This is a genomic window from Amycolatopsis australiensis (genome assembly GCF_900119165.1).
Taxonomy (GTDB): domain Bacteria; phylum Actinomycetota; class Actinomycetes; order Mycobacteriales; family Pseudonocardiaceae; genus Amycolatopsis; species Amycolatopsis australiensis.
In genome coordinates, this window is record NZ_FPJG01000006.1 from 9,000,300 (window position 1) to 9,021,715 (window position 21,416).

The 21,416-nt window shown below is 71.5% G+C and carries 17 protein-coding genes and 1 pseudogene; 4 read left to right on the forward strand and 14 right to left on the reverse strand.

Features of this window, described 5'->3' with window-relative positions; genetic code table 11:
• The first annotated feature begins 34 nt into the window (after positions 1-34).
• Together BT341_RS42810 and BT341_RS42815 are read left to right on the forward strand one after the other, a co-directional pair.
• Positions 35-358: an ArsR/SmtB family transcription factor gene (locus tag BT341_RS42810; RefSeq protein ID WP_072482494.1), complete on the forward strand. Its 324-nt coding sequence runs from the start codon at positions 35-37 to the stop codon at positions 356-358.
• The gene (locus tag BT341_RS42815; RefSeq protein ID WP_072481632.1) at positions 355-861 is read left to right on the forward strand and encodes an SRPBCC domain-containing protein; all 507 of its coding nucleotides are present in this window, start codon (positions 355-357) and stop codon (positions 859-861) included. The genes BT341_RS42810 and BT341_RS42815 overlap by 4 nt, the downstream gene beginning before the upstream one ends.
• 47 nt (positions 862-908) lie before the next feature.
• Here BT341_RS42815 and BT341_RS42820 read toward each other — a convergent pair whose 3' ends face one another.
• The 12 genes from BT341_RS42820 to BT341_RS42875 all read right to left on the reverse strand — a co-directional run bounded on the left by BT341_RS42820 (position 909) and on the right by BT341_RS42875 (position 16,053).
• Entirely contained in the window at positions 909-1,877 is a 969-nt protein-coding gene (locus BT341_RS42820; protein WP_072481633.1) for an N-acetylglucosamine kinase, read from the reverse strand.
• The gene (locus BT341_RS42825; protein ID WP_072481634.1) at positions 1,874-3,139 is read right to left on the reverse strand and encodes a 6-phospho-beta-glucosidase; all 1,266 of its coding nucleotides are present in this window, start codon (positions 3,137-3,139) and stop codon (positions 1,874-1,876) included. The genes BT341_RS42820 and BT341_RS42825 overlap by 4 nt, the downstream gene beginning before the upstream one ends.
• Positions 3,136-4,026 (reverse strand): carbohydrate ABC transporter permease, encoded by an 891-nt coding sequence (locus tag BT341_RS42830; RefSeq protein WP_072481635.1) that lies wholly within the window; start codon positions 4,024-4,026, stop codon positions 3,136-3,138. Before BT341_RS42830 ends, BT341_RS42825 begins: the two co-directional genes overlap by 4 nt.
• Positions 4,023-5,009, reverse strand: a complete 987-nt coding sequence (locus BT341_RS42835) for a carbohydrate ABC transporter permease (RefSeq protein ID WP_072481636.1) — start codon at positions 5,007-5,009, stop codon at positions 4,023-4,025. The genes BT341_RS42830 and BT341_RS42835 overlap by 4 nt, the downstream gene beginning before the upstream one ends.
• Positions 5,006-6,364 (reverse strand): extracellular solute-binding protein, encoded by a 1,359-nt coding sequence (locus tag BT341_RS42840; protein ID WP_072481637.1) that lies wholly within the window; start codon positions 6,362-6,364, stop codon positions 5,006-5,008. Before BT341_RS42840 ends, BT341_RS42835 begins: the two co-directional genes overlap by 4 nt.
• A gap of 23 nt (positions 6,365-6,387) precedes the next feature.
• Complete coding sequence (locus BT341_RS42845; RefSeq protein ID WP_072481638.1) at positions 6,388-7,584, reverse strand: ROK family transcriptional regulator; 1,197 nt, start codon at positions 7,582-7,584, stop codon at positions 6,388-6,390.
• Between the two features lie 229 nt (positions 7,585-7,813).
• Positions 7,814-8,602 carry a hypothetical protein gene (locus BT341_RS42850; protein ID WP_143168820.1) on the reverse strand — a complete coding sequence of 263 codons (789 nt, stop codon included), beginning with the start codon at positions 8,600-8,602 and terminating at the stop codon, positions 7,814-7,816.
• A 438-nt stretch (positions 8,603-9,040) separates the two neighbouring features.
• Positions 9,041-10,057 (reverse strand): NAD(+) diphosphatase, encoded by a 1,017-nt coding sequence (gene nudC / locus BT341_RS42855; RefSeq protein WP_072481640.1) that lies wholly within the window; start codon positions 10,055-10,057, stop codon positions 9,041-9,043.
• Complete coding sequence (locus BT341_RS42860; protein ID WP_072481641.1) at positions 10,057-11,436, reverse strand: M16 family metallopeptidase; 1,380 nt, start codon at positions 11,434-11,436, stop codon at positions 10,057-10,059. Before BT341_RS42860 ends, nudC begins: the two co-directional genes overlap by 1 nt.
• Positions 11,433-12,725: a M16 family metallopeptidase gene (locus BT341_RS42865; protein WP_072481642.1), complete on the reverse strand. Its 1,293-nt coding sequence runs from the start codon at positions 12,723-12,725 to the stop codon at positions 11,433-11,435. Before BT341_RS42865 ends, BT341_RS42860 begins: the two co-directional genes overlap by 4 nt.
• A 9-nt stretch (positions 12,726-12,734) precedes the next feature.
• On the reverse strand, positions 12,735-14,309 hold the full coding sequence (locus BT341_RS42870; protein WP_245805285.1) for a DUF2207 family protein: 1,575 nt from the start codon (positions 14,307-14,309) through the stop codon (positions 12,735-12,737).
• 19 nt (positions 14,310-14,328) lie between these two features.
• The gene (locus tag BT341_RS42875; protein ID WP_072481644.1) at positions 14,329-16,053 is read right to left on the reverse strand and encodes a DUF2207 domain-containing protein; all 1,725 of its coding nucleotides are present in this window, start codon (positions 16,051-16,053) and stop codon (positions 14,329-14,331) included.
• A 759-nt stretch (positions 16,054-16,812) separates the two neighbouring features.
• Here BT341_RS42875 and BT341_RS42880 point away from each other — a divergent pair.
• Positions 16,813-17,898, forward strand: coding sequence for a neutral zinc metallopeptidase (locus tag BT341_RS42880; RefSeq protein ID WP_245805286.1), 1,086 nt, complete (start codon positions 16,813-16,815; stop codon positions 17,896-17,898).
• Positions 17,899-18,141: 243 nt separating this feature from the next.
• On the opposite strand, the pseudogene BT341_RS42885 reads toward BT341_RS42880, so the two are convergent.
• Positions 18,142-19,086: pseudogene (locus BT341_RS42885) on the reverse strand (RDD family protein); the annotation flags it as partial.
• 33 nt (positions 19,087-19,119) lie between these two features.
• Here BT341_RS42885 and BT341_RS42890 point away from each other — a divergent pair.
• Complete coding sequence (locus tag BT341_RS42890) at positions 19,120-20,127, forward strand: stage II sporulation protein M (RefSeq protein WP_072481645.1); 1,008 nt, start codon at positions 19,120-19,122, stop codon at positions 20,125-20,127.
• Here BT341_RS42890 and BT341_RS42895 read toward each other — a convergent pair.
• Positions 20,124-21,416: a DUF58 domain-containing protein gene (locus tag BT341_RS42895; RefSeq protein ID WP_072481646.1), complete on the reverse strand. Its 1,293-nt coding sequence runs from the start codon at positions 21,414-21,416 to the stop codon at positions 20,124-20,126. The genes BT341_RS42890 and BT341_RS42895 overlap by 4 nt on opposite strands.

Genomic DNA, 21,416 nt, shown 5'->3' on the forward strand with positions numbered 1-21,416 from the left:
GACATGTGACCTTTTGGTCACCTATTCTTCCTTCGTGCCCGACGACGACCTGGTGTTCAAGGCGCTGGCGGATCCGACCCGCCGGTTCCTGCTCGACCTGCTCTTCGAGCGTGACGGCCGCACGCTCACCGAGCTGGAGACCCAGGTGGACATGACCCGCTTCGGCGTCATGAAGCACCTGAAGCTGCTGGAGGAAGCCGGACTCGTCGTGGCGCGGAAGGAGGGCCGCGAGAAGCGGCACTTCCTCAACCCCGTCCCGATCCGGCAGATCCACGACCGGTGGATCGACAAGTACACCGAGCGCCAGGTCACCGCGCTGCTCGACCTCAAGAACGAACTGGAAGGCGAAGAACCATGACGAAGACCGTGCAGGTCCACCGCGTTTACATCAAGGCGACCCCGGAGCGCATCTGGGAGGCCATCACCAAGCCCGAGTGGACGCAGAAGTACGGCTACACCGGCCTCGCCGACTTCGACCTCAAGCCCGGCGGCAAGCACCGCACCCGCCCGACGCAGGCGTTCATCGACGCGGGCATCACCGGCGACCTCGTCGACGGCGAAGTGCTCGAAGTGGATCCGCCGCGCAAGCTCGTCATCACCTGGAAGCTGCTGATGGGCCTCGAAGGCATGGCCGCCGAGCCGTACACGACGGTCACCTACGACATCGAAGAGACCAAGACCGCCGGCACCAGACTGACCGTCACCCACGACGTCACCGGTGCGCCGCTCACCGCCGAGATGGTCGGCGGGGTGCACGAAGACGTCAACGCCGGCCCGGGTGAAAACGCCGGTGGCGGCTGGGACTGGGTGCTCTCGGACCTCAAGTCCCTGCTGGAGACCGGCGAAGTCCTGGTGCCGTAACGGGTCTGGTGGCCTGCCTCGCGCCGCTTCGAGGCAGGCCACCAGGTCTAGGTGCGCTGGGTCGCCGCCTTCAGCGAGGCCTTCGCGGCCTCCGGCGCGCCCAGCGTGTCCAATCCGAACAACGCCGCTCCCACCACGGGGTTCACGTCGACGACCCGGACCACCGCGCGCGGCGCCACCTTCAGGCACCGCTTCTCGATCTCCGCGATCACCGGCGCGCCTACCCCGGTCAGCACTCCGCCGCCGAGGATGATCTCCGGGTCGTCCTCGGTGAGGTCCAGCTTCCGGAGAATCACCGCCGCGAAGACGCTGACCTCCTCGACGAACCGCGTCACGACGTCCGCCGCGACCTCGTCGCCCGCCGCCGCCACCTCGAACAGCAGCGGGCACAGCCCGTGGATCGAGGCCGGGTCGATCTCCTCGAAGTGCAGGCCCTGCACGACGTCCAGCAGCGTCGGCTTCCCGAAGTAGCGGGCCACCGCCGGCATCAGCGCCGTCCGCGGGCCGCGGCCGTCTTCCGCGCGCACGGCCCACCACAGCGCTTCCTCGCCGAGCCGGTAGCCGCCACCCCAGTCACCGGAGATCTTGCCCAGCGCGGGAAAGCGGTGGACGCGGCCGTCGGGCCCGACACCGGCGCCGTTGATCCCGGCGCCGCACACCACCGCCACGCCCACGCCCGCGCTGCCCGCCCGGAGCAGCGCGAGCGTGTCGTTGCCGACGGTCAGGGTGTCGCTCCACCCGCGCGCGGCCAGCGCCGCGTGCAGCGCTTCCTCCTCGCGCGGGAAGTCGAGCCCGGCCAGATACGCGGAGGTGTGGACCGCGTCCGGCCGCGTCCCGAAGGTGGGGTACGCCTCCAAAACGAGGTCTTCCAGCGCCGCGACGCAGCCCGCGACGCCGATGTTCTGCGGCGACGCGCCGGGGCCGCGGGACTGCCCCAGAACGACGCCGTCTTCCGAGACCACGAGGACCTCGGTCTTGCTGTTGCCGCCGTCGATCGCGATGATGGCAGGCTTCATCCGCGGGCCCAGGGCAGGTACTCGCGGTTGATCTGCACCAGCGAATCGGCGAGCGTGTCGGCCTTGCTGTACTGGCCGACCAGCGGGTGCGCGAGCAGGGCGTCGGCCACGCGGTCGCGGCCGCCCTTCAGCGCCGCCTCGAGCGCGAGGAACTCGTACGCCGTGGTCGCCGCGATGAGCCCCGAGAACCGCGGCTCCACCGGCGGCTGCGGGATCGGCTTCGCCCCCTTCAAGTCCACAGTGGATCGCGCTTCGATGACGGCGTCGTCCGGCAGGAACGGGAAAGTGCCGTCGTTGCGCACGTTCACCACGTGCTCCTCGGCCGGGCCGCCCGCGGTCAGCGCGTGCACGAGCTGCACCGCTGCCTCGGAGTAGTACGCCCCGCCGCGCTTCTCCAGCGACTCCGGCTTGGTGTTCCGCTCCGGGTCGAGGTAGATCTTCAGCAGCTCTTCCTCGACGTCGGAGACGACGTCCGCGCGCGGCCGTTCGGTGCGCTGCTTGGTGACCTGCTCGTCGTGCGCGTAGAAGTACTTCAGGTAGTACGACGGCACGACGTTCATCCGCCGCAGCCACTCTTCCGGCACGCTGACCTCGTTCGACAGGTAGCCGAGGTGCTGGTCGAGCAGCTCCGGCAGCCGGTCGACGCCGTCGACGAGCGCGCCGCGCTCCCAGCTCAGGTGGTTCAGCCCGGTGTGGACGAGCTTGACGTCGTCCGCACCGACCTGGAGGAGCTTCCCGAACTGGCGCTGCAGGTTGATCGCGACGTTGCACAGCCCGACCGCGCGGTGGCCCTCGTTGAGCAGGGCCCGCGTGACGATGCCGACCGGGTTGGTGAAGTTGACGATCCACGTGTCGTCGCCGGCGATCTTGCGGACGCGGTCGGCGATGTCCAGGACCACCGGCACGGTTCGCAGGGCCTTGGCGAGGCCGCCCGCGCCGGTCGTCTCCTGCCCGACGCACCCGCAGGCGTGCGGGAACGTCTCGTCCGAGCGCCGCGCCCGCTGCCCGCCGACCCGCAGCTGGATCAGGACCGCCGAAGCGCCGTCGACGCCCTCTTCCAGCGACTGCGTAGTCTTGACCCGTGCCGGGTGGCCCGCGTGGTCGAGCAGCCGCTGGCTGAATCCGCCGACGGCCTCGACGCGGTAGGCGTCCGGGTCGACCAGCACGATCTCGTCGACGTCCAAAGTGGACCGGCGCCCGGCGATCCCGTCGATCAGCTCCGGCGTGTAGGTGGACCCGCCACCGACGACTGCCAGCTTCATCCCTTGACTCCCGTGAATGTGATGCCCTTGACGAACGACTTCTGCGCGAACACGAACAGCACGATCACCGGCGCCATGATCAGCGCGGTCGCGGCCATCGTCATGTTCCATTCGACGTGGTGCATGCCGCGGAAGGACGCGATGGCCAGCGAAAGCGGCCAGTGGTCCTGGTTCTCGCCGGTGTAGAGCAGCGGCCCGAAGTAGTCGTTCCAGGTGAACAGGAAACAGAACATCGCGGTGGCGGCGATACCCGGCTTGGCCATCGGGATCAGCACCCGGTACATCGCCTGGAACTCGTTGCAGCCGTCGATCTTCGCCGCTTCGATGTAGTCCTTCGGAATGGTGAGGAAGAACTGCCGGAGCAGGAAGATCGAGAACGCGTCGAAGAAGAAGTACGGCACGATCAGCGGAACCAGCGTGCCGGTCAGGCCCATCCGGACCCACAGGTCGTACAGCGGCACGACGGTGACCTGCGGCGGCAGCAGCATCGCGGCCACGGTCAGCATGAAGAACAGGTTCTGCCCGCGCCACCGCAGTTTCGCCAGCCCGTAGGCCGCCGGAATCGCCGAAAGCAGCGCACCCGCCGTGGCGCACGCCGAATACAGCAGGCTGTTGCCGAAGTACTCCAGCAGCGGCGCCTTCTTGAACACCGTCACGAAGTTCTCGAAGTGCCATTCGCTCGGCCACAGGCTCGCCGTCATCGCCTGGTCGCTCTTCATCACCGCGGTGAGGAAGACGAACAGGATGGGCAGCATGAAGATCACGCCCATGGCGATGCCGACCGAATGCAGCGCGATGAACGACAGCCGCTTGTCCCAGTTCCGCTTGAACCGCACCTTCGGCGGTACGCCCGCTTCGCGCTGCGGCGCTTCGGCCACGGCGGTCATGCGCCCTCCTCCTGGTGCTGGGACTTCCGCAGCTGCCGTACGAGAATCCACGTGAAGGCCGCGGACACGATGAACAGCAGGACGGCCATCGCCGCCGCGTAGCCCATGTTGAAGTAGCGGAAACCCTGGACGTACAGCCAGATCGGGTACGTCAGCGTCGAGTTCTGCGGTGCCCCGATGAGCTTGGAGTTGCCCGCGACATCCGCGGTTCCGGCCGAAGCCGACGCCGCCACGATCGCCTGGGTGAAGAACTGCAGCGCGTAGATGATCGAGTTGACCACGCCGAACAGCAGCACCGGCGAGATCGACGGCAGCGTGACGTGCCAGAACCGGCGGATCGGGCCGGCGCCGTCGAGTTCCGCAGCCTCGTACTGCTCGGTCGGGACGTCCAGCAGCGCGGCCAGGATGATGATCATCAGCTCGCCGGAGCCCCACAGTGCCAGCAGCGTCAACGCCGGCTTCGACATCGCCGGGCTGTTGAACCAGAGCCCGCCGTCGATGCCGACGAGCCGCAGGAACCGGTTGACCGGGCCGAACTCCGGGTTGAACACGAAGACGAACGCCAGGGTCGCCGCCGCGGGCGGGGCGAGCGTCGGCAGGTAGCAGAGCGTCCGGACCAGCCCGACGCCCGACTTCAGCCGCGAGATCACCGACGCGACGCCGAGGGAGAACACCACCCGGCAGACCGTGAGGACGACCACCAGCCACAGCGTGTTGTAGGCGGCCGTGCCGACCAGCGGCTCGCTGGTGAACATCCGGACGTAGTTGTCGAAGCCGACGAACACCGGCGCGTTGATCAGGTCGTACCGGGTGAAGGAGTAGTAGACCGTGGCGATCAGCGGGTAGCCGAAGAAGATCAGGAACCCGAGGAACGCCGGGGCCATGAAGAAGACGACGGTCCGGCGGCGCTTGGCCCGGCGGGCCCCCGTCCGCACCTTCGCAGGTGCGGACGGGGATGCCTTTTCGGCGAGCGTGGACGTCATCCGCCCGCGCCCTTCTGCTTCAGCTCGTCGTTGACCTGCGCGTCGACCTTGGCCAGGCCCGCGGTCAGGTCGGGGATCGACCCGGCCTGCCACTTCTCGGCGAAGTCGTTGACCGCCTTGAGGTGCGCGTCGCCGATCGGGGTGGTCTGGTTGGCGACCAGCTTGCCGCTGTCGTAGATGTCGAGGAACGTCTTGAACTGCGGCTGCAGGTCCAGCTTCGGCGAGGTGAGCGACGCCTTGGTGCTGGGCACGTTCTTCAGGCCGTTGGCCATCTCCACCAGCGTGTCGGTGTCGAGGGTGACCTGCTTGATAAGCTCCCACGCGGCGCCGGGGTTCTTGGCGCCCTTCGGGATGGCGATGATCGTGCCGGTGGTGAAGCCGCCGCCGTAGTGGTCAGCCATGCTGTCGAGCACCGGGAACGGCGCGGTTTGGTACTTGACGTCCGGTGCCTGGTCCTTGAGGAACGCGGTGCGGAACTCGCCGTCGATGATCATGGCGAGCTTGCCCTTGTGGAAGCCGTGGTCGGCGGAGTACTCGTCACCGAGGCCCGCCTTGAACTTCTCGACCTTTTCGTGGCCGCCGTAGAAGTCGATGAGCTGCTTCTGGAACTCGAACATCGCCTTCCAGCCGGGGTTGGTGGCGAGGTCGGACTTGCCGTCCGGGCCGAGGAAGGGCGCGCCGAAGTACTGCGCCCAGTACTGGGCCTGGTTGGCGTAGAACGGCATCGAGGGCAGGAAGCCGGCGACCTTGATCGAGCCGTCCGGGTTGAACTCGGTGAGCTTCTTGGTGTCCTCGAACAGCTCGGACATCGTCTTCGGCGGCGAGGTGATGCCCTTCGCGGCGAACATGTCGGTGTTGTAGTACATCCCGTAGACGTCGGCGAGCATCGGCATCGCGCACCGCTTGCCCTGGTACTCGGTGTAGTTGCGGACGGCGTCCGGGATCTGGTTCAGGTCGATCTTGTCGCGCTCGATGTAGGGCTTGAGGTCCTGGAAGCTGCCCGTCGAGCACCACGCGCCGAGGTTGTCGGTGTAGAAGGAGATCGCGACGTCCGGTGGATTGCCACCGCGGATCGACTGGGTCAGCTTGTCGTCGTCCTGGTTGCCCTCGTGCTTGATCTCGATGTTCGGGAACTTGGCCTTGAGCTTGTTGAGCCCCGCGGTGACCACGCCGTACTCGCGGTCGGTGAACTTGGAGTACACGGTGAGCGTGAGCTTGTCGTCCTTGCCGGGCGCGGCCGCCGCGTCACCCCCGCTCGGCGCGGCGGCGCCGGAGCAGGCGCTGGTCAGCAGGACGGACGCCGCGGCGGCGACGACTAACAGCGAGCCGCGGCGGGTCCGGGTGGTAGGGGGCATGGCCCTCCTCCTCATCGGTTGGGCTACTCGGTCGGGGACGGGTGCTTTCGTCCTCGGGCCTGCGACCCGAGGAGCGTGGGGGTGACGACGCCGAAGACGTCCTCACGGGTGGTGGCCAGCGCGGACTGCAGCGCGCCGGCGCGCACGGCGTTGCCCTGCACCGACGCACAGCCGACGGGCGTGCGCGGCAGGACCAGTTCGTGCAGCTTCTCCTGGACGAGGGCGGCGAAGTTCTCGCCGCCGGCGCGGCTGGTGTCGCCGCAGAGGAGCACGAGCTGCGGGTCGGCGACCGCGACGAGGTTGGCCACTCCCCCGGCCACGCGCTTCGCGAGGTCGTCCAGGAACGAGTGCTGTTTCCCCGCCTTCGCCACGGCGTCCCACGCGGTCTCGGCTTCGATGCCGTGCGCGGCGGCGAGCCGGCAGATGGCGGGCGAGTCGACGAGGTTGCCGAACCGGGCGCCGGCCGCAGGCCAGACGTCCCCGGTGTCCACTGTGGCCGGATCGGGCACGCGCATCCAGTCGATCTCGCCGCCCCCGCCGGTGGCCCCGCGCAGCAGCCGGCGTCCGATGACGACGGCACCGCCGACGCCTTCGGACAGCCACACCATGACGAAGTCGTCGACGTCCTGCGCCTTGCCGACGGTCATCTCCTCGACGGCGACGAGGTTGACGTCGTTTTCGATGTGGACGTCGACGCCGAGCTCGTCGGACAGCTTCTGCGGGACGTCGAAGCCGAGCCAGCCGGGGATGTGCGGAGCGGAGGAGAGCAGGCCGGTCCGCGGATCGAACGCCCCCTGCGCGCCGATCACGACGTGGGCCAGGTCTTCTCTTTTGATTCCGGCTGCTTCGGCGACCTGGCTCAGGGCTTCGCCGAAGGTCCCGACGACGTCGGCGCCTTCGTGCACGGGCAGCGGAGTCCGGTATTCGGCGAGCACGACCCCGGCGACATCGGCGACGACGAAGTCGGCGACGTGCGGGGTCAGGTCGACGGCGGCGACGAAGGCGAGGGCGCCGTTCGCGGCCCAGAGCTGGGCGCGGGGGCCGCGTCCGCCACCGCGGACACCGGCCTTGACCACCAGGTTGTCCTGTTCGAGCCGAGTGAGCAGCTGCGCGGTGGCGGGTTTGGACAGTCCGATGGCGAGCTCCAGCTCGGCGCGGGTCAGCGGGCCTTCCCGGAGGAGGACCTCGATGGCCGCGCGATCGTTGATCTCGCGCAGCATCCGCGGGCTACCGGCTCGCACTTCGTTCGACTCCCGACTTAATTAGGATACTTTACAGACGGTTTCCGGGGACTGTAGTGAGCCGGAGCACAGCCGTCAACGGTCTCTTGAAACGGCCGGGTAACGCTTGCCGGCCGCTGCGCCACTCGGCCCCGACGTGCACACGGCGCAACGAGAACGGCCCCGGCGGGTAGCCGGGGCCGGTTGGTCACGTCTCGTGGCAGGTCGCTTACGCAGACGTCTCGCGTGCCACCCGGACCTCGCGGCCAGGCAGGCCGAACTGCTTCGTCAGCCACTCCTTGGCCTGGTCCGACACATAGCCCTGAACATCGTCGGCCAGCGGTTCAACGGCGTGCTCCCGGACTTCCTCGTGCTTCTCCGGCGCCGGGCAGGTGAAGACGGCAAGCATGCGGATGTTCCGTAGAAGCTCTTCGCTGGTCAGCACGGCAAGCAGCGGCGAGTGGGCGACGGTGGCAGCCTTGAACGCCGCCCATGCCTTGTCCACGATGATGCCCACCACGTACTTGGTGAGCAGGGGCCGTTTTCCGCTCCGGCTCGATCGGTGGATCGTCTTGACGATGATCTTCTTGGCCCGGTCGGGGATCTCGTCGAATGCCTTGCCGAACTTCTCCAAGACCCGCACGAAACCGATGAACAGGTCGCACCAGCCGTGATCGGCGAGTTCCAACCGGATCTCCCGGACTTCCGCCGGGCTGCCCGGAAGGTCCTCGACGACGTCCTGCCAGATTCCTTCCGTCATCGCACTCGCGAAGGCGTTCACTTGAGCCAGCGCAGCCGGTCTGTCCGGTTGTTCTCCGTGTGCCGCCGATGGCCCAGCGTCCACCGACGCCACTTCGGGGGCCGGAGCACCAGAAGTGCTTTCCTCCGTCATGGACTGCGAATCATCGGACGAAGCTCCCGGCGCGGCTTCGGGTCCGCGGCGCTGCCTCGGCAGCTCCACCGATCCGTCCTTCTCGCGGGCCAGCCACACGGCGCAGTCGATCCGCACCAGATCCATGACCACTTCACCGGCTCGGCTACCGAGCCTCGTCCCGCGTTTCGCGGACCACCATTCCGTCAACTTCCCGAGAATGGAGCTCCGTCTCTCGACGCGGACCTGTTCCGGCTCGCGAGCGAACTCGACCCAGCCTTTCCAGCCGTGCTGGGAACCCCCGCAATTGCCACACCTGCAGACGTGCCCCTTGGCTTTCTCACAACTCGCCGGATGCTTACCGGTCGACACCATCGACTGGCCCCTCGTTCGACAACCCGCCCAGCTCGATCTTCCGAGCCGGCGCGCAGGCGACATACCGCCACGCTGGTAGTCGACTGATTGCCGTAAGTGAGGAGGTTTGGCCTCAGGAATCCCTGATGTCACTCCAGCCGCAAGCGTTCCGATCGACCGCGAACGTTCGGGTGAAGCGGGGGCGCACCATCCGATGCGTACCCCCGCCACTCACTCCTCCGCGTCCGCCCAGGCTTTGAGCATCACGCGGGCGATGGACGAGTTCCCCGGCAGGATGATCTCCGCCTTGCCGTCCGCGATCGGTGTCGGGCGGGCGCCTGACCGGGACGAGCTGTTCTCGAACGCCTGCCGCACCTCTGCCCGCGAAACCCACAGCGCCTCTTCGATCTCGCCGTCCGCCGGGATCAGGGGCAACGATCGGTCCGCGCGGGCCGTGAACCCCAGCATGATCGACCGCGGGAACGGCCACGGCTGGCTGCCCAGGTACCGCACGTCCGACACCGCCGCGCCCACCTCTTCGCGGATCTCGCGGACCACGCAGGCCTCCAGGGACTCGCCCGCCTCCACGAAGCCCGCCAGTACCGAATACCGGCCCGCCGGCCAGATCGGCTGGCGGGCCAGCAGCACGTGCGACCCGTTGGTGCCCTCCAGCGAGTGGACCAGGCAGATCACCGCCGGGTCCGTCCGCGGGTACTCCTCGCGGCCGCAGCCCGTGCACTTGCTCGCCCAGCCGAACTGGATCAGCTCCGTCGGGTTTCCGCAGCGCGTGCAGAACTTGGCCTGACGCCGCCAGAACCGCAGCGCTTGTGCCGTCGTGAACAGCCCCGCCGACGTGTCGTCCAGCAGGTCGCCGTACCCGCGCAGCTCGACCCAGACCTCGCCGCCGGCGCGCGGGACCTCCTCGACGAAGCCCCAGCTGCCCGCCATCTGCACCGTGTCGGCTTCGCCGGACGGCCCGCCCGGCAGCGACCAGTAGTCGACGTCCTGCCACTCGCCCAGGAACACCGCGTCCGACGGCGGCGCGGTGCCGAAGTCGACGGCCTTGCGGAACGCCAGCACGGCCGAACCCTCGACGACCGGCGTGCGGCCCTGGTCGTCGAGCAGCACGACCCGGGCGTCGGCCCAGCGCGACATCAGGCGGGACGGGTTGGTGCGCAAGCCTTCCTGACGGTCCACTGTGGACCGAGACAGCGTCGGCAGGGCACCGAGGGTGAACGGGACGGACATCAGGCCGGCTCGCCCACGACGACGTCGCCGAGCGCCAGGAGCTTGCGCTCCAGGACCGCCGCGTCGCCGACCACCACGCCCGTGAACCGCTTGGGGGCGAAGAACTTCAGCGCCGCTTCAGCCACCTCGTCGGCCGTCACCGCCGCCACCCGCGCCGGGTGCTCGTTCAGCCACTCCAGACCCAGCCCGGTCGAGGCCAGCGCCAGCACCTGACCGGCCAGCCCGGACTGCGACGACGTCGAGGTCAGCAGCGAGCCGATCGCGTACTGCCGCACCGACTCCAGCTCGTCGCCGGACGGCGGGACCTGGCCGAGGCGGCCCAGCTCGTAGCGCGTCTCCAGCAGCGCCGGCGCGGTCGCCTCCGTCGCGGTGTCCGCGTCCACGTTCACCACCGCGGTGCCGTCGGTGAACTCGAACCCGGAGTGCGCGGAGTACGTGTACCCCTTGTTCTCGCGGATGTTCTCCACCAGCCGCGACGAGAAGTACCCGCCGAAGGCCAGGTTCGCCAGCTGCAGCGCCGCGTAACCCGGGTCGGTGCGCGGCACGGTCTGCGCCGAGAGCCGGATCTGCGACTGCACCGCGCCCGCCCGCGGCACCAGCCGCACGCTCGGCCCGGTCAGCTCCGGCAACGGCGGCAGCCGCACGGCGGAGCGGTCCGACGCCCAGCCGCCGAGCACCTTCTCCAGGTCGCCGACGACGCCGTCGGGGTCGATGTCACCGACCAGCACCAGCACCGAACCGCGCGGCAGCACCGACGCCCGGTGCAGCGCGCGGACCTGCTCGGGTGTCACGACCGCGACGTCTTCGGCACGCGGCACCTCGCGGGTGGCGGGGTGGTCGCCGTAGCGGTGCTTCTGCAGGGCCTCCCGGGCGATCGTGCGCGGCTGGGTGCGCGAGACGGCGATGCGCTCGACCAGCCTCTCCTTCTCGCGCGCGATCTCGTCGTCGGCGTACGTCGCCCCGGTGAGGACGTCGCCGAGGACGTCGAGGAACGTCGGCAGCTTCTCGGCGAGCGCGGACCCGGTCAGCACCAGGCGTTCCGGGTCGACGCCGGCGCCGATGTCGCCGCCGATGAGCGCCAGCTCGGCGTCGATCTCGATGCGGTCGCGCCGGGCCGTGCCGGTCATGAGCGTCTCGGCGAGCACCTCGGCCGTCGCCGGGTGGAGCGCGTCTTCGCCCGCGAACGGGATCCACAGCCGGGCCTCGACCATCGGCACCGTCGCCTTGCGCACGGCCAGCACGCGCAGGCCGTTCGCCAGCTCGGTGTCCACATGGGACAGGTCGGCGGCGGCCCGCTGCTCGCCGAGCGGCGGCAGCGGCCGCGGCCCCCGCGTGGTGCGGCCGATCTCCTCGGCGCTGCGGTGCGTTGCAGAAGTCACTGCTCGTTGGTCCCTTCCGAAGCGGGCTTGACCACCAGGACGGCGCGCGCGTCGGGGCGCAGCGCCTTCGCCGCCGCCGAGACGGCTTCCGCGGTGACGGCGGACATCCGGTCCGCGAGCTTGTAGACCAGCGACGCGTCGCCGTAGAGCAGCTCGAACGAGCCGAGGGCCAGCGTCCGGGACACCAGCCTGTCGTGCTCGGAGTGCAGGCTCGCGGTCCAGCGCGCGGTGACCTTGCGCAGCTCTTCCTCGCTCGGCGGGGTCTCGGCGAGCTTCTCCAGCTCGTCGTCCAGCGCGGCGAGCACGCGCTCGCGCGGCACCTCGTGCGGGTGGATCAGGGTGATGGTGAACGTGTCGGGGTCGCGCGCCTCGAACGGGCCGAACAACCCGGCGCCGGCGCCGATGTCGACGACCAGTGGCTCGCGGTGCACCAGCCGCTGCTGCAGGCGGGAGCCGTCGCCGTCGGTCAGGACGCCGGCCAGCACGAGGTAGGCCAGGTAACCGTCGACGTCGTTGATCGGGTCGGGCATCCGGTAGCCGATGCCGAGCGCGGGCAGCGGCGCGTGCGGGTCTTCGACCTCGCCGTGCAGCTCGCTGGTGGGCAGCGGCTCGGCGAACGACGGCCGCCGCGGCGCGGGCCGGTGCGGGACGTCGCCGAAGTGGTCCTCGATCAGCTTCTTGGCGTTCCCGACCTCGAAGTCGCCCGCCACCGTGAGCACGGCATTGGCCGGCGAGTAGTAGGTGTCGAAGAACGCGGCGCAGTCGTCCACCGTGGCGCTTTCGAGGTCCTCGAAGCCGCCGTAGCCGTTGTGCGCGTTGGGGAACGTCGAGTAGAGCACCGGCGGCAGGGTGATCCACGGGAACCCGCCGTAGGGCCGGTTCAGCACGTTCAGCCGGATCTCTTCCTTGACGACGTCGATCTGGTTCGCCAGGTTCTCGGCGGTCAGCTTCGGCGCGCGCATCCGGTCGGCCTCGAGGAACAGCGCGCGCTCCAGCGCGGCGCTCGGCAGGACCTCGAAGTAGTCGGTGTAGTCCGGGTGGGTGGACCCGTTGAAGGTGCCGCCGCTGGACTGGACGTGCCGGAAGTGCGCGAGTTTCTCCAGGCTTTCCGAGCCCTGGAACATCAGGTGCTCGAAGAGGTGCGCGAAACCGGTGCGCCCCTCCGGCTCGGAGCGGAAACCCACGTCGTAGTGCACGCTGACGCCGACCACCGGCGCGGTCGCGTCGGGTGCCAGTACCACGCGCAGACCGTTGTCGAGGGTGTATCGGACGAGCTCGGGATCGGCCATGGCCCCACCCTACGACGCCCCCGCGGTTCCCGGCGTCCCGGCTCGTGAGTGAGAAACAGTGTGCTGACCCTGTTTCTCACGCACGAGGTCGCGGAGGTGGCCGCGGCGGGTCGTGGCCAGGGCTCCGGTCAGCTGGATCGCGAAGGATCCGGCCTGGTCAGGGGTGGTGTCGCCGTCGTGCCAGTAGATCGGCGGCGGGTGCCGGACGGCGTCGAACGCGGCGACCCACGGGCCCAGTTCACCCAGAGCGAGCGCGTACGGCAGACCCCGCGAGAAGACCAGCTCACGCTGCGGCTTCGTCAGGTCCTTGGGCCTGGCGGACGCCAGCCCGGCCGCGACGCCGCGGAGGCGCCGCGCCACGCCCGTGCCCGCCCGCCGCCGCTCGGGCAGCAGCGCCGAGCCCGCTGAGACGGCGACCCCGGCCAGCGTCAGGATGACGCCGAGCTGGGCGTACCCGGCGGTCAGCGCCAGCAGGACGGTGAGGAACACCCCGTAGCAGGCGACCCGGATCCCGGCGCGACGCAGCCGTCCCGGACGGCGCAGCCAGCCACGGCCCACGAGGTCGGCGGTCAGTTCGGCCCGGGGCACCTCGACGTGCCGCTGCCGCAGTTCGGCGAGGGTCACCGAGTCCTCCGGCAGGACGGCGTCGAAGACGGCACGCTCGAAGGCCGTGAGGTGCTCGTCGGGCGGGTTGCGGCGGGTCAGCCGGGTGCCCTCGCTCACCCAGACGTAGTTGCGGACGGCGAGGTCCAGCACGGTAGCGGCGAGGTCGGCGGGACCGGCGCGCCCGTGCAGCAGGACTCCGGCGTGCCCCGGCAGCACGCCGTCCGGGGACGCGAACTCGCCGTTGCCGGCGAGCAGGCCGGCCTTCGGCGGGTCGCCGGTGTCACGGCGGCGGGCGAACCCGGCGAACGCGGCCGCGGCCAGCAGGAACGCGCCGAAGGCCGCCCAGGCCCAGGCAACCGGGGCGGTGAGGACGAACGCGCCGGCGAGGGTCTTCGCCGGGACCAGCACCGCGTTCGCGGGGACCGTGCCGCCGGGCAGCTCGACGGTCGCGGTCATCCGGTCGCCTGCGGCGAGGTTCTGCTGGCTGAACCGGGTCAGGCCGGCGTGGTCGACCTGGGCGGCGCCGCACGGGAAGTCCGAGTCCGGCGGCCCGGCGAGGCAGTCGACGGCGGCCGGGATCCGCGGCGAGGCGAAGGAGGCCCGGATGAACTTGAGGTCGGTGCTCCAGCCGCCCGCCAGCTCCCACGTGACGCGGTTCCCGGCGACCGCACCGTCCACTGTGTACCGGACGATCGACGTCCCGGACGTGAGGCGGACGGTGAACGCGTCCGGCCCGACCTGGGCGTTGCCGCTGCCTTCGACGACGACGTCGCGGATCGTGAAGAGCCGGTCGCGGTGGTGCGGCGCGGGGACCCGCAGCTGGACGCGGCGGTCCATCGTGACGCCCTCGGGGACCGAGACCGCTTCGACGACCGACAGCGAGCCGTCGCGTTCGAGCTTGAGCTGGATCTCCGCGCTCTGCGGCACGGCCGGCAGCGGCGGCTGGTCCACGGGCGCCGCGGCCAGGAAGAGCGCCACTGCGGCGACCGCGAGCACGTCAGCGGGCGGTGCGGCCGGCCGCGGTGAGCAGCCCGTCGAGCGCGGTCAGGAACGAGGGGAAGCGCGCGCCGAACCGGCGCAGGTCGTGGTCGGTCTCCATCCCGCCGTACCAGTAGAGCCCGGCCGAGCCGTCGGACGCCGGGTTCAGCCCGGCGAAGGCGCCGAGCCAGCGTTCGGTGTCGCCGAGCACCACCGCGTACGGCAGCGACCGCGAGAACACCAGCTCGCGATCGGCCGGCGGGATGTCCTCGGCCCTGGCGGTGTGCAGGTAGTCGAGCAGGCCGCGGACCTGGCCGGCGAGCGCCCGGCCCCGCGCGGTCCGGGACGGCAGCAGCGCGGCCGCCGCGGCGACGGCGAGCCCGGCCAGCGCGACCGCGACGCCGAGCAGCGCTTCGCCGACGGTGAACGTGAGCACGGCGGTGGCGGCGAGGCCGAACGCGAAGATCCCGGCGCCGAGCCAGGTCAGCCGGCCGCGCGCGGTGTCCGGGCGGCGGGAGAACCAGCGCTTGGCGACGACGTCGGCGTACATCGCGTCGCTGATCCTGCGCAGGTCGAGGCCGCCGCGGGCGCGCAGCTGCGAGACGAGGACGGCGTCGGTGCCCGGTGGCAGCAGCGTCTCGTAGACGGCGCGCTCGAAGTCGTGCAGGTGCTCGTCGGGCGGGTTGCGGCGGGTGATCTGCCAGTCCGGGCCGGGTACTTCGGCCAGCCAGAGGTAGTTGCGGACCGCCAGGTCGACGACCGTGGCACTGATGTCGACGACGTCGACGGTCTCGTCGACGACGGTGCCGACCTGGCCCGGCAGGACGCCGTCGGGACTGGCGAAGTGGACGCGGTCGCCGTCGCGCAGCAGGACCTCGACCGGGCCGGTGGCGGCGGCGAGCGCGCCGGCGTCGGCCTTGCGGCGCCGCCGGACGAAGAGGCCGCCGGCGACGAGGAAGACGAGCAGGAGGGCGAAGCCCGCCCCGGTGAGCGGGGTCAGCGCGAAGGCGGTGGCGAAGAGGCCGACGTCGGCGAACCGCGCGTTCGCCGGGACGGTGTTCGCGGGAAGGCCGACGAGGAGGTCGACGCGCTCGCCGGGCTGGACCCCGTCCTGCTCGAGGCGGACGACACCGGTGTGGTCCAGCTCGGCGAGGGTGCAGCGGCGGCTGGAGCCGATCGGGCCGGCGAAGCAGTCCACAGGGGACAGTTGCGTCGACGGCGCGAGGAAGGAGGCGGTGAGCTTGGCGAGCGGGGTGTCGAAGCCACTGCCGACCTGCCAGCGCACCTGCTGGCGGCCGCCCTGGTCGGCGACGGCGCCGTCGACCCGGTAGGTGACGGTGCTCGCGCCGCCGGTGAAGGCGAGGACGAGCTGGTCGCCGGTGGGCCGGCTGGTGGCGGCGCCTTCGGTCTTGACGTCCGTGACGGCGAAGACGCGGTCCTGGTCGTCACCGGCCGAGACGCGGAGGGGAACGCGCGAGGTGAGCTGCTTGCCGCCGGGAACGGTGACGTGCTCGGTCACCTCGAGGCCACCGTCGCGGAGGACCTTGAGGGCGACGTCGGCGGTGACGCCTTCGGGCGGCTGGACGTCGTTGCCGCTGAGCAGCTGGGGTTTCTTGACCTGGTCATCGGGCAGGTTGGGCAGCACGGGCCCGGCGGAAGGACCCCCCTGGGCGGCAGCGGGCCCGGCGGCGACCGAGAGAGCCGCGACAGCGACCGCGGCCGCCGTCCCCCATTTCCTCAACACAGCACCACACCCTAGAGCACCCGATCTATGCTGACGCCCGGAACGGCGAGATCACCGCAGGTGACGCGGTTCCGACGGGGAAATCGCACGGGGGGTTCCAGCTTCATGACGCAAGACCCGCACGACCCGCGCCGCCCACCACCGGGGGCGCGGCCGTTGCCACCGCCCGGGGTGCGGCCGTTGCCGCCGGGCAGGCCGGGTGGTGCGCCTGGGCAGTTGCCGAGTGGAGGACCCCGCGCGACCGGGCCCACGCCGGGGCAGCCCGGCGGCGCCGGGCCGGGCCGCGGCGGCACGACGCCGAGCGGGACCCCCGGCGGCGCCCGGGCCACGCCGGGGCAGTCCGGCGGAGCGCCGCACGGACCCCACCGCACACCAGGGCAGAGCCCCGGCGGCACGACGCCGAGCGGAACCGGCGCCACGGCAGGCCAAGCGCCTGGCTTCGCCGGGCCCACGCCGGGGCAGCCCGGCGGCGCCGGGCCCGGCGGAGCGCCTGGCAGCACACCGCAACCCGGATCACCCCACGGGCCTGGCGGTATGCCGAGGCAGCCCGGCGGGGCGCCGAACCAAGGACCCGGCGGAGCACCCGGCCCAGCCTCTCGCCAAGGCCCGCAAGGCCGGCCGCCCCAGCCGAACCGAGGCGGGTGGCCGTCACACCCCGGGCAGCCTCCGCGCGGACCGCAAGCCTTCCCCGCCCAGGGACCGGCCTTCCGGCCGCCCGCTCCCCCGCCGGCGCGGGCTCCGCTTCCGCCGCCTGCCGCCGTGGCGCCGGCTCCCGCCTTCTCCCGTCCGCCGGCGCCCAGCTACCTCGGGCCGCGGTTCGCCCCCGGCTACACCCCCTACGTCGCCAAGAAGTCGAATGCCGGGGTCGTCGTGGCCGTGGCCATCATCGGGATCGTCGCCGTTGTCGGAGGCCTCGTCGCCGGTGTCGCGCTGCTCGGGGGCAGCACCCGGCACGTCGCCGACGCCGGGTACTCCAGCACCTACCCCTCCGAAACTTCCGAAACCTCGGAAACTCCCAGCGAAACGACCGTCGAAACCACCGAGACCACCAGCACGACGCGCACGTCCGAACGCACCAGCGCCACCCCGACGTCCGAAACCCCGCGCGGCCCCCGCCCGGTCGCGGCCACCGGCGACAACCCGCTGTTCGCCAACCCCGACTACGGCTTGCAGAACATCCCCTGCTCGCTGAGCCGGTGGGCGACCGACCAGAACAGCGCCACCCGGTTCTTCCAGTCCGGCATCGGCTGCCTCGACGCGATGTGGTCCCGCATGCTCGGCGCGGTCAACCTGCCGTTCCGCACGCCGAACCTGTCGGTGCCGCGGTCGCTCTCCGAATCTTCGACGCCGTGCGGCAGCGGCGGGACGGCCACCGGTGTCACGCCGTTCTACTGCCCGTCCAACGACACGATCTACATGCCCATGGACCGCATCGAGATCGAGACGTGGGGCAACCACCCCGGCCCGTACCTGTCGATCCTCGCCCACGAGTACGGCCACCACGTGCAGAACCTGGCCGGCATCGACGACGCGTACAGCAGCCAGCGCTACGACGCGGGCGCCGACTCCGCGCTCGGCCTGGAACTTTCCCGCCGCATGGAACTCGAGGCGCAGTGCTTCTCCGGCATGTTCCTCGGCTCGGCGTCGGTCTCCGGCGGCTCGGTCGACAAGAACATCTACAACGAAGCCTGGAACGCCCAGGACCGCGGCGACGACTACGCCCGCAACGGCAAACGCGACCACGGCAGCGCCAAGCACAACATCGCCTGGTGGCAGCACGGCGCCACGAAGAACCGCAACCAGCAGTGCAACACGTGGCTCTCGGCCTCGGCGGACGTCTCCTAGCCGGGCTCAGCTGGGTGGAGTGAACGGGTTGCCGGACGGCGGAGTCGGCACATCCTGCGCCGCCTGCCCGGGAACGGGTGCCGCCTGCCCCGGGCTCGCCGCCGCCTGCCCCGGCCCCGGATAGTCCTGGGCCTGAGCGGCCTGCCCCGGGCCGGGCGCCGCATACCCCGGGCCCTGCGCCAGCCAGCCCTGCCCAGAACTCGCCACCGCGTGCCCAGGAACCGGTGCCGCCTGCCCCAGACCCGGCGCCGCATAACCCTGGCCCGGCGCCACCCAGCCCTGCCCAGGAACCGGCGCCGCATGGCCCTGAGTCTCAACTGCCTGCCCCAGACCCGGCGCCGCATAACGCTGGCCCGACGCCGCATAACTCGGGTCCTGCGCCGAAAACCCCTGCCCGCGCGCCGCATCCACCTTCGCCCGGTACGCCTCCACCGCTCGGGCCTGGTCCCGGTTCCTCCGCTCCGCCAGCACCGCCGCCAGGAACGCCCACGGCGGCACTCCCGGCGGCACCGGCGTGCCCAGCGCGTTGCCCACCTGCTGCGCCAGCCCCCAGCCCAGCGCGTGCGCCGCCTCGGGGGCGAGTTGGGTGTGGCGCGTCAGGAACTGGCGGCTCGCCAGCGCCAGGTCGTCCGGGAGCCGGGTCAGGTCGAGCTGTGCCGCCCAGCCCTCCAGGCCCGGGGGCATCGCGATCGCCGCCTGGCCCGCGCTCTCCGGGACCCGCTCGCGGATCACCAGCGTGCCCGCCAGGAAGTCCCCGACGCGGCGGCCGTCGGACGAGCACAGCGACACGATCACCGCGACCGCGCCGAACAGCCCCAGCGTCCAGAAGTCCACGACGAACCCGGCCAGCCCGCGCACCAGCGCGTGCCGGAACCGGATCGGGCCGCCGTCGACGCGGACCACGCGCAGCCCCACCGCCAGCTTGCCCAGCGACCGGCCGCGGGACAGCGTCTCGAACAGCACCGGGTAGCCGACCATGATCAGCACCAGGAACACCAGGACGAGCGTCAGCGCGAGGGCTTCGTCGCCGGCCGGGACCGCCAGCGTCAGCACGAAGATCGCGCCCAGCAGCAGCGCGAACTGCACGAGGACGTCCAGCGCCATCGCCAGCGCGCGGCTGGCGAGCTTCGCGACCCGCAGGTCCAGGACGACCGCTTCGCCGGTGACCAGCTCGGATTCCTCGCGCACGCGGCCCAGCGTAGCCACGGATAGGCTGGCCGGGTGGATGTGGACGTCTTCGTCGCGGCGCACTCGGCGGAGTGGCGCCGGCTCGGCGAGCTGACCCACCGCGGCGGCAAGCTGACCGGCGCGGAAGCCGACGAGCTGGTGACGCTCTACCAGCGGACCGCGACGCACCTGTCGATCGTCCGGTCGGTCGCGCCCGACCCGGCGCTGGTGAGCAGGCTCTCCGGGCTCGTCGCCCGGGGCCGCAGCGCGATCTCCGGGTCGCACAACCCGGCCTGGCGCGAAGTCGCCCTGTTCTTCACGCGCCGCTTCCCCGCCGCCGTCTACCTCTCGCGGCGCTGGTGGATCCCGGCGGCGCTGGTGTCGATCGCGGTGATGGCGGTGATCGCCGTCTGGGTCGCCGGCGACCCGCACGTCCGCGCGGCCATCGGGACGCCGGACGAGCTGAACCAGCTGACCCGGCCCGGCGGCGAGGCGGAAAGCTACTACTCGACCGGTCCGGCGACGTCGTTCGCGGCGCGCGTGTGGACGAACAACGCCTGGGTGGCCGCGACCTGCCTGTTCCTCGGCATCGCGCTCGGCCTGCCGGTGATCGGCGCGCTCTGGCTCAACTCCCTCAACGCGGGCCTGATCATCGGCGCGATGAGCGCGGCGGGCCGCGGCGACGTCATGATCGGCCTCCTGCTCCCGCACGGCCTCCTCGAGCTGACGGCGGTGTTCGTCGCGGCGGGCACCGGGCTGAAGCTCGGCTGGACGGTGGTCGACCCCGGCCGCCGGTCCCGCACGCAAGCCCTCGCCGAGCAGGGCCGGTCGGTCGTGGTGATGGCGCTCGGGCTGGCGTGCGTGCTGTTCGTGTCCGGGCTCATCGAAGCGTTCGTGACGCCGTCGGGCTGGCCGACGTGGGTCCGCGTCGGCATCGGCGTGGCGGTGGAGGTGCTGTTCCTGGTCTACGTCTTCACGCTCGGCCGCCGAGCGGCGAACGACGGCGAAGTCGGCGACCTCGACGCGCGCGACGCCGGCGACGCGCTGCCCGAGTCGGCCTAGAGCCGCCCGGCTGCCTTCAGCGCCAGGTACCGGTCCGCCAACGCCGGCGGCAGCTCCTCCGGCACCGCGTCCACGACACTCACGCCGTGCCGCCCGAGCCGCTCGGTCACGCGCGAACGCTCCGCCATCGTCCGCGAAGCCGCCGCCGCGTCGTACACCGCCTCGGCGTCACCGCGGCCCGCGAGCATCTCCGCCACCCGCGGGTCCGCGACCGACGCGACGATCAGCTCGTGCCGTGCGGTCAGCGAGCTCAGCACCGGGAACAGGCCCTCCTCCAGCGGCGCCGCGTCGAGCCCGGTCAGCAGCACGACCAGCGCGCGGCGGCGCGTCCGCCGGAGGACTTCCGCGACCATTCCCCGCGCGTCCGTCTCGACGAGCGACGGCTCGAGCGGCGCCATCGCGTTCACCAGGGACGTCAGCAGGGACGCCCCGGACGAGCCCTGGACCGCCGCCCGCAACCGCCGGTCGTACGCCAGGAGATCGACGCGGTCACCGGCCCGGGACGCCAGCGCCGCCAGCAGCAGCGCCGCGTCCATCGCCGCATCGAGCCGCGGGGCGTCGCCGACCCGGCCCGCCGACACGCGGCCGGTGTCCAGCACAACCACGACGTGGCGGTCCCGCTCGGGACGCCAGGTCCGGACCATCACGTCCGCCGCCCGCGCGGTCGCCCGCCAGTCGATCGACCGGACGTCGTCGCCGATCACGTACTCGCGCAGCGAGTCGAACTCCGTGCCCTGGCCGCGGATCAGCACCGCGTTGCGGCCGTCGAGCTGCTGCAGCCGCGCCAGCCGCGACGGCAGGTGCTTGCGGCTGTGGAACGGCGGCAGCACGCGCACGGTCCACGGCACCTCGTGCGAACCCTGCCGCGCCGCCAGGCCCAGCGGCCCGATCGAGCGGACCGTGACCCGCGCCGCCGTCCGGTCGCCCCGTCGCGACGGACGCAACGCCGTGACCAGCGCCCGCCGCTCCCCCGGCGGAACGCGCAACGCGTGCCGGTCTTCGGCGCCCGCGCTCGGCGGCCACGCGTCCCGCAGCAGGCCGCGCACGGCCCGCCGGCCGGGGTTGGCCACCACCAGTGTCACCTCGGCCGGTTCGCCGAGCCGGACGGACGTGTCGCCGGACCGCGAAAACGTCAGCGCGCGCACGCTTCCCGCCAGCACCAGGTCGACCACGACCAGTGCCAGCAGCACCGCGCCGGCCGCCAGCAGCCCGGTCTCCGACGGCAGCAGCAGGCCGACGACCAGCGCGCCGAACAGCGCCAGCAGCCCGAGCCTCCCGGTGACGGCCAT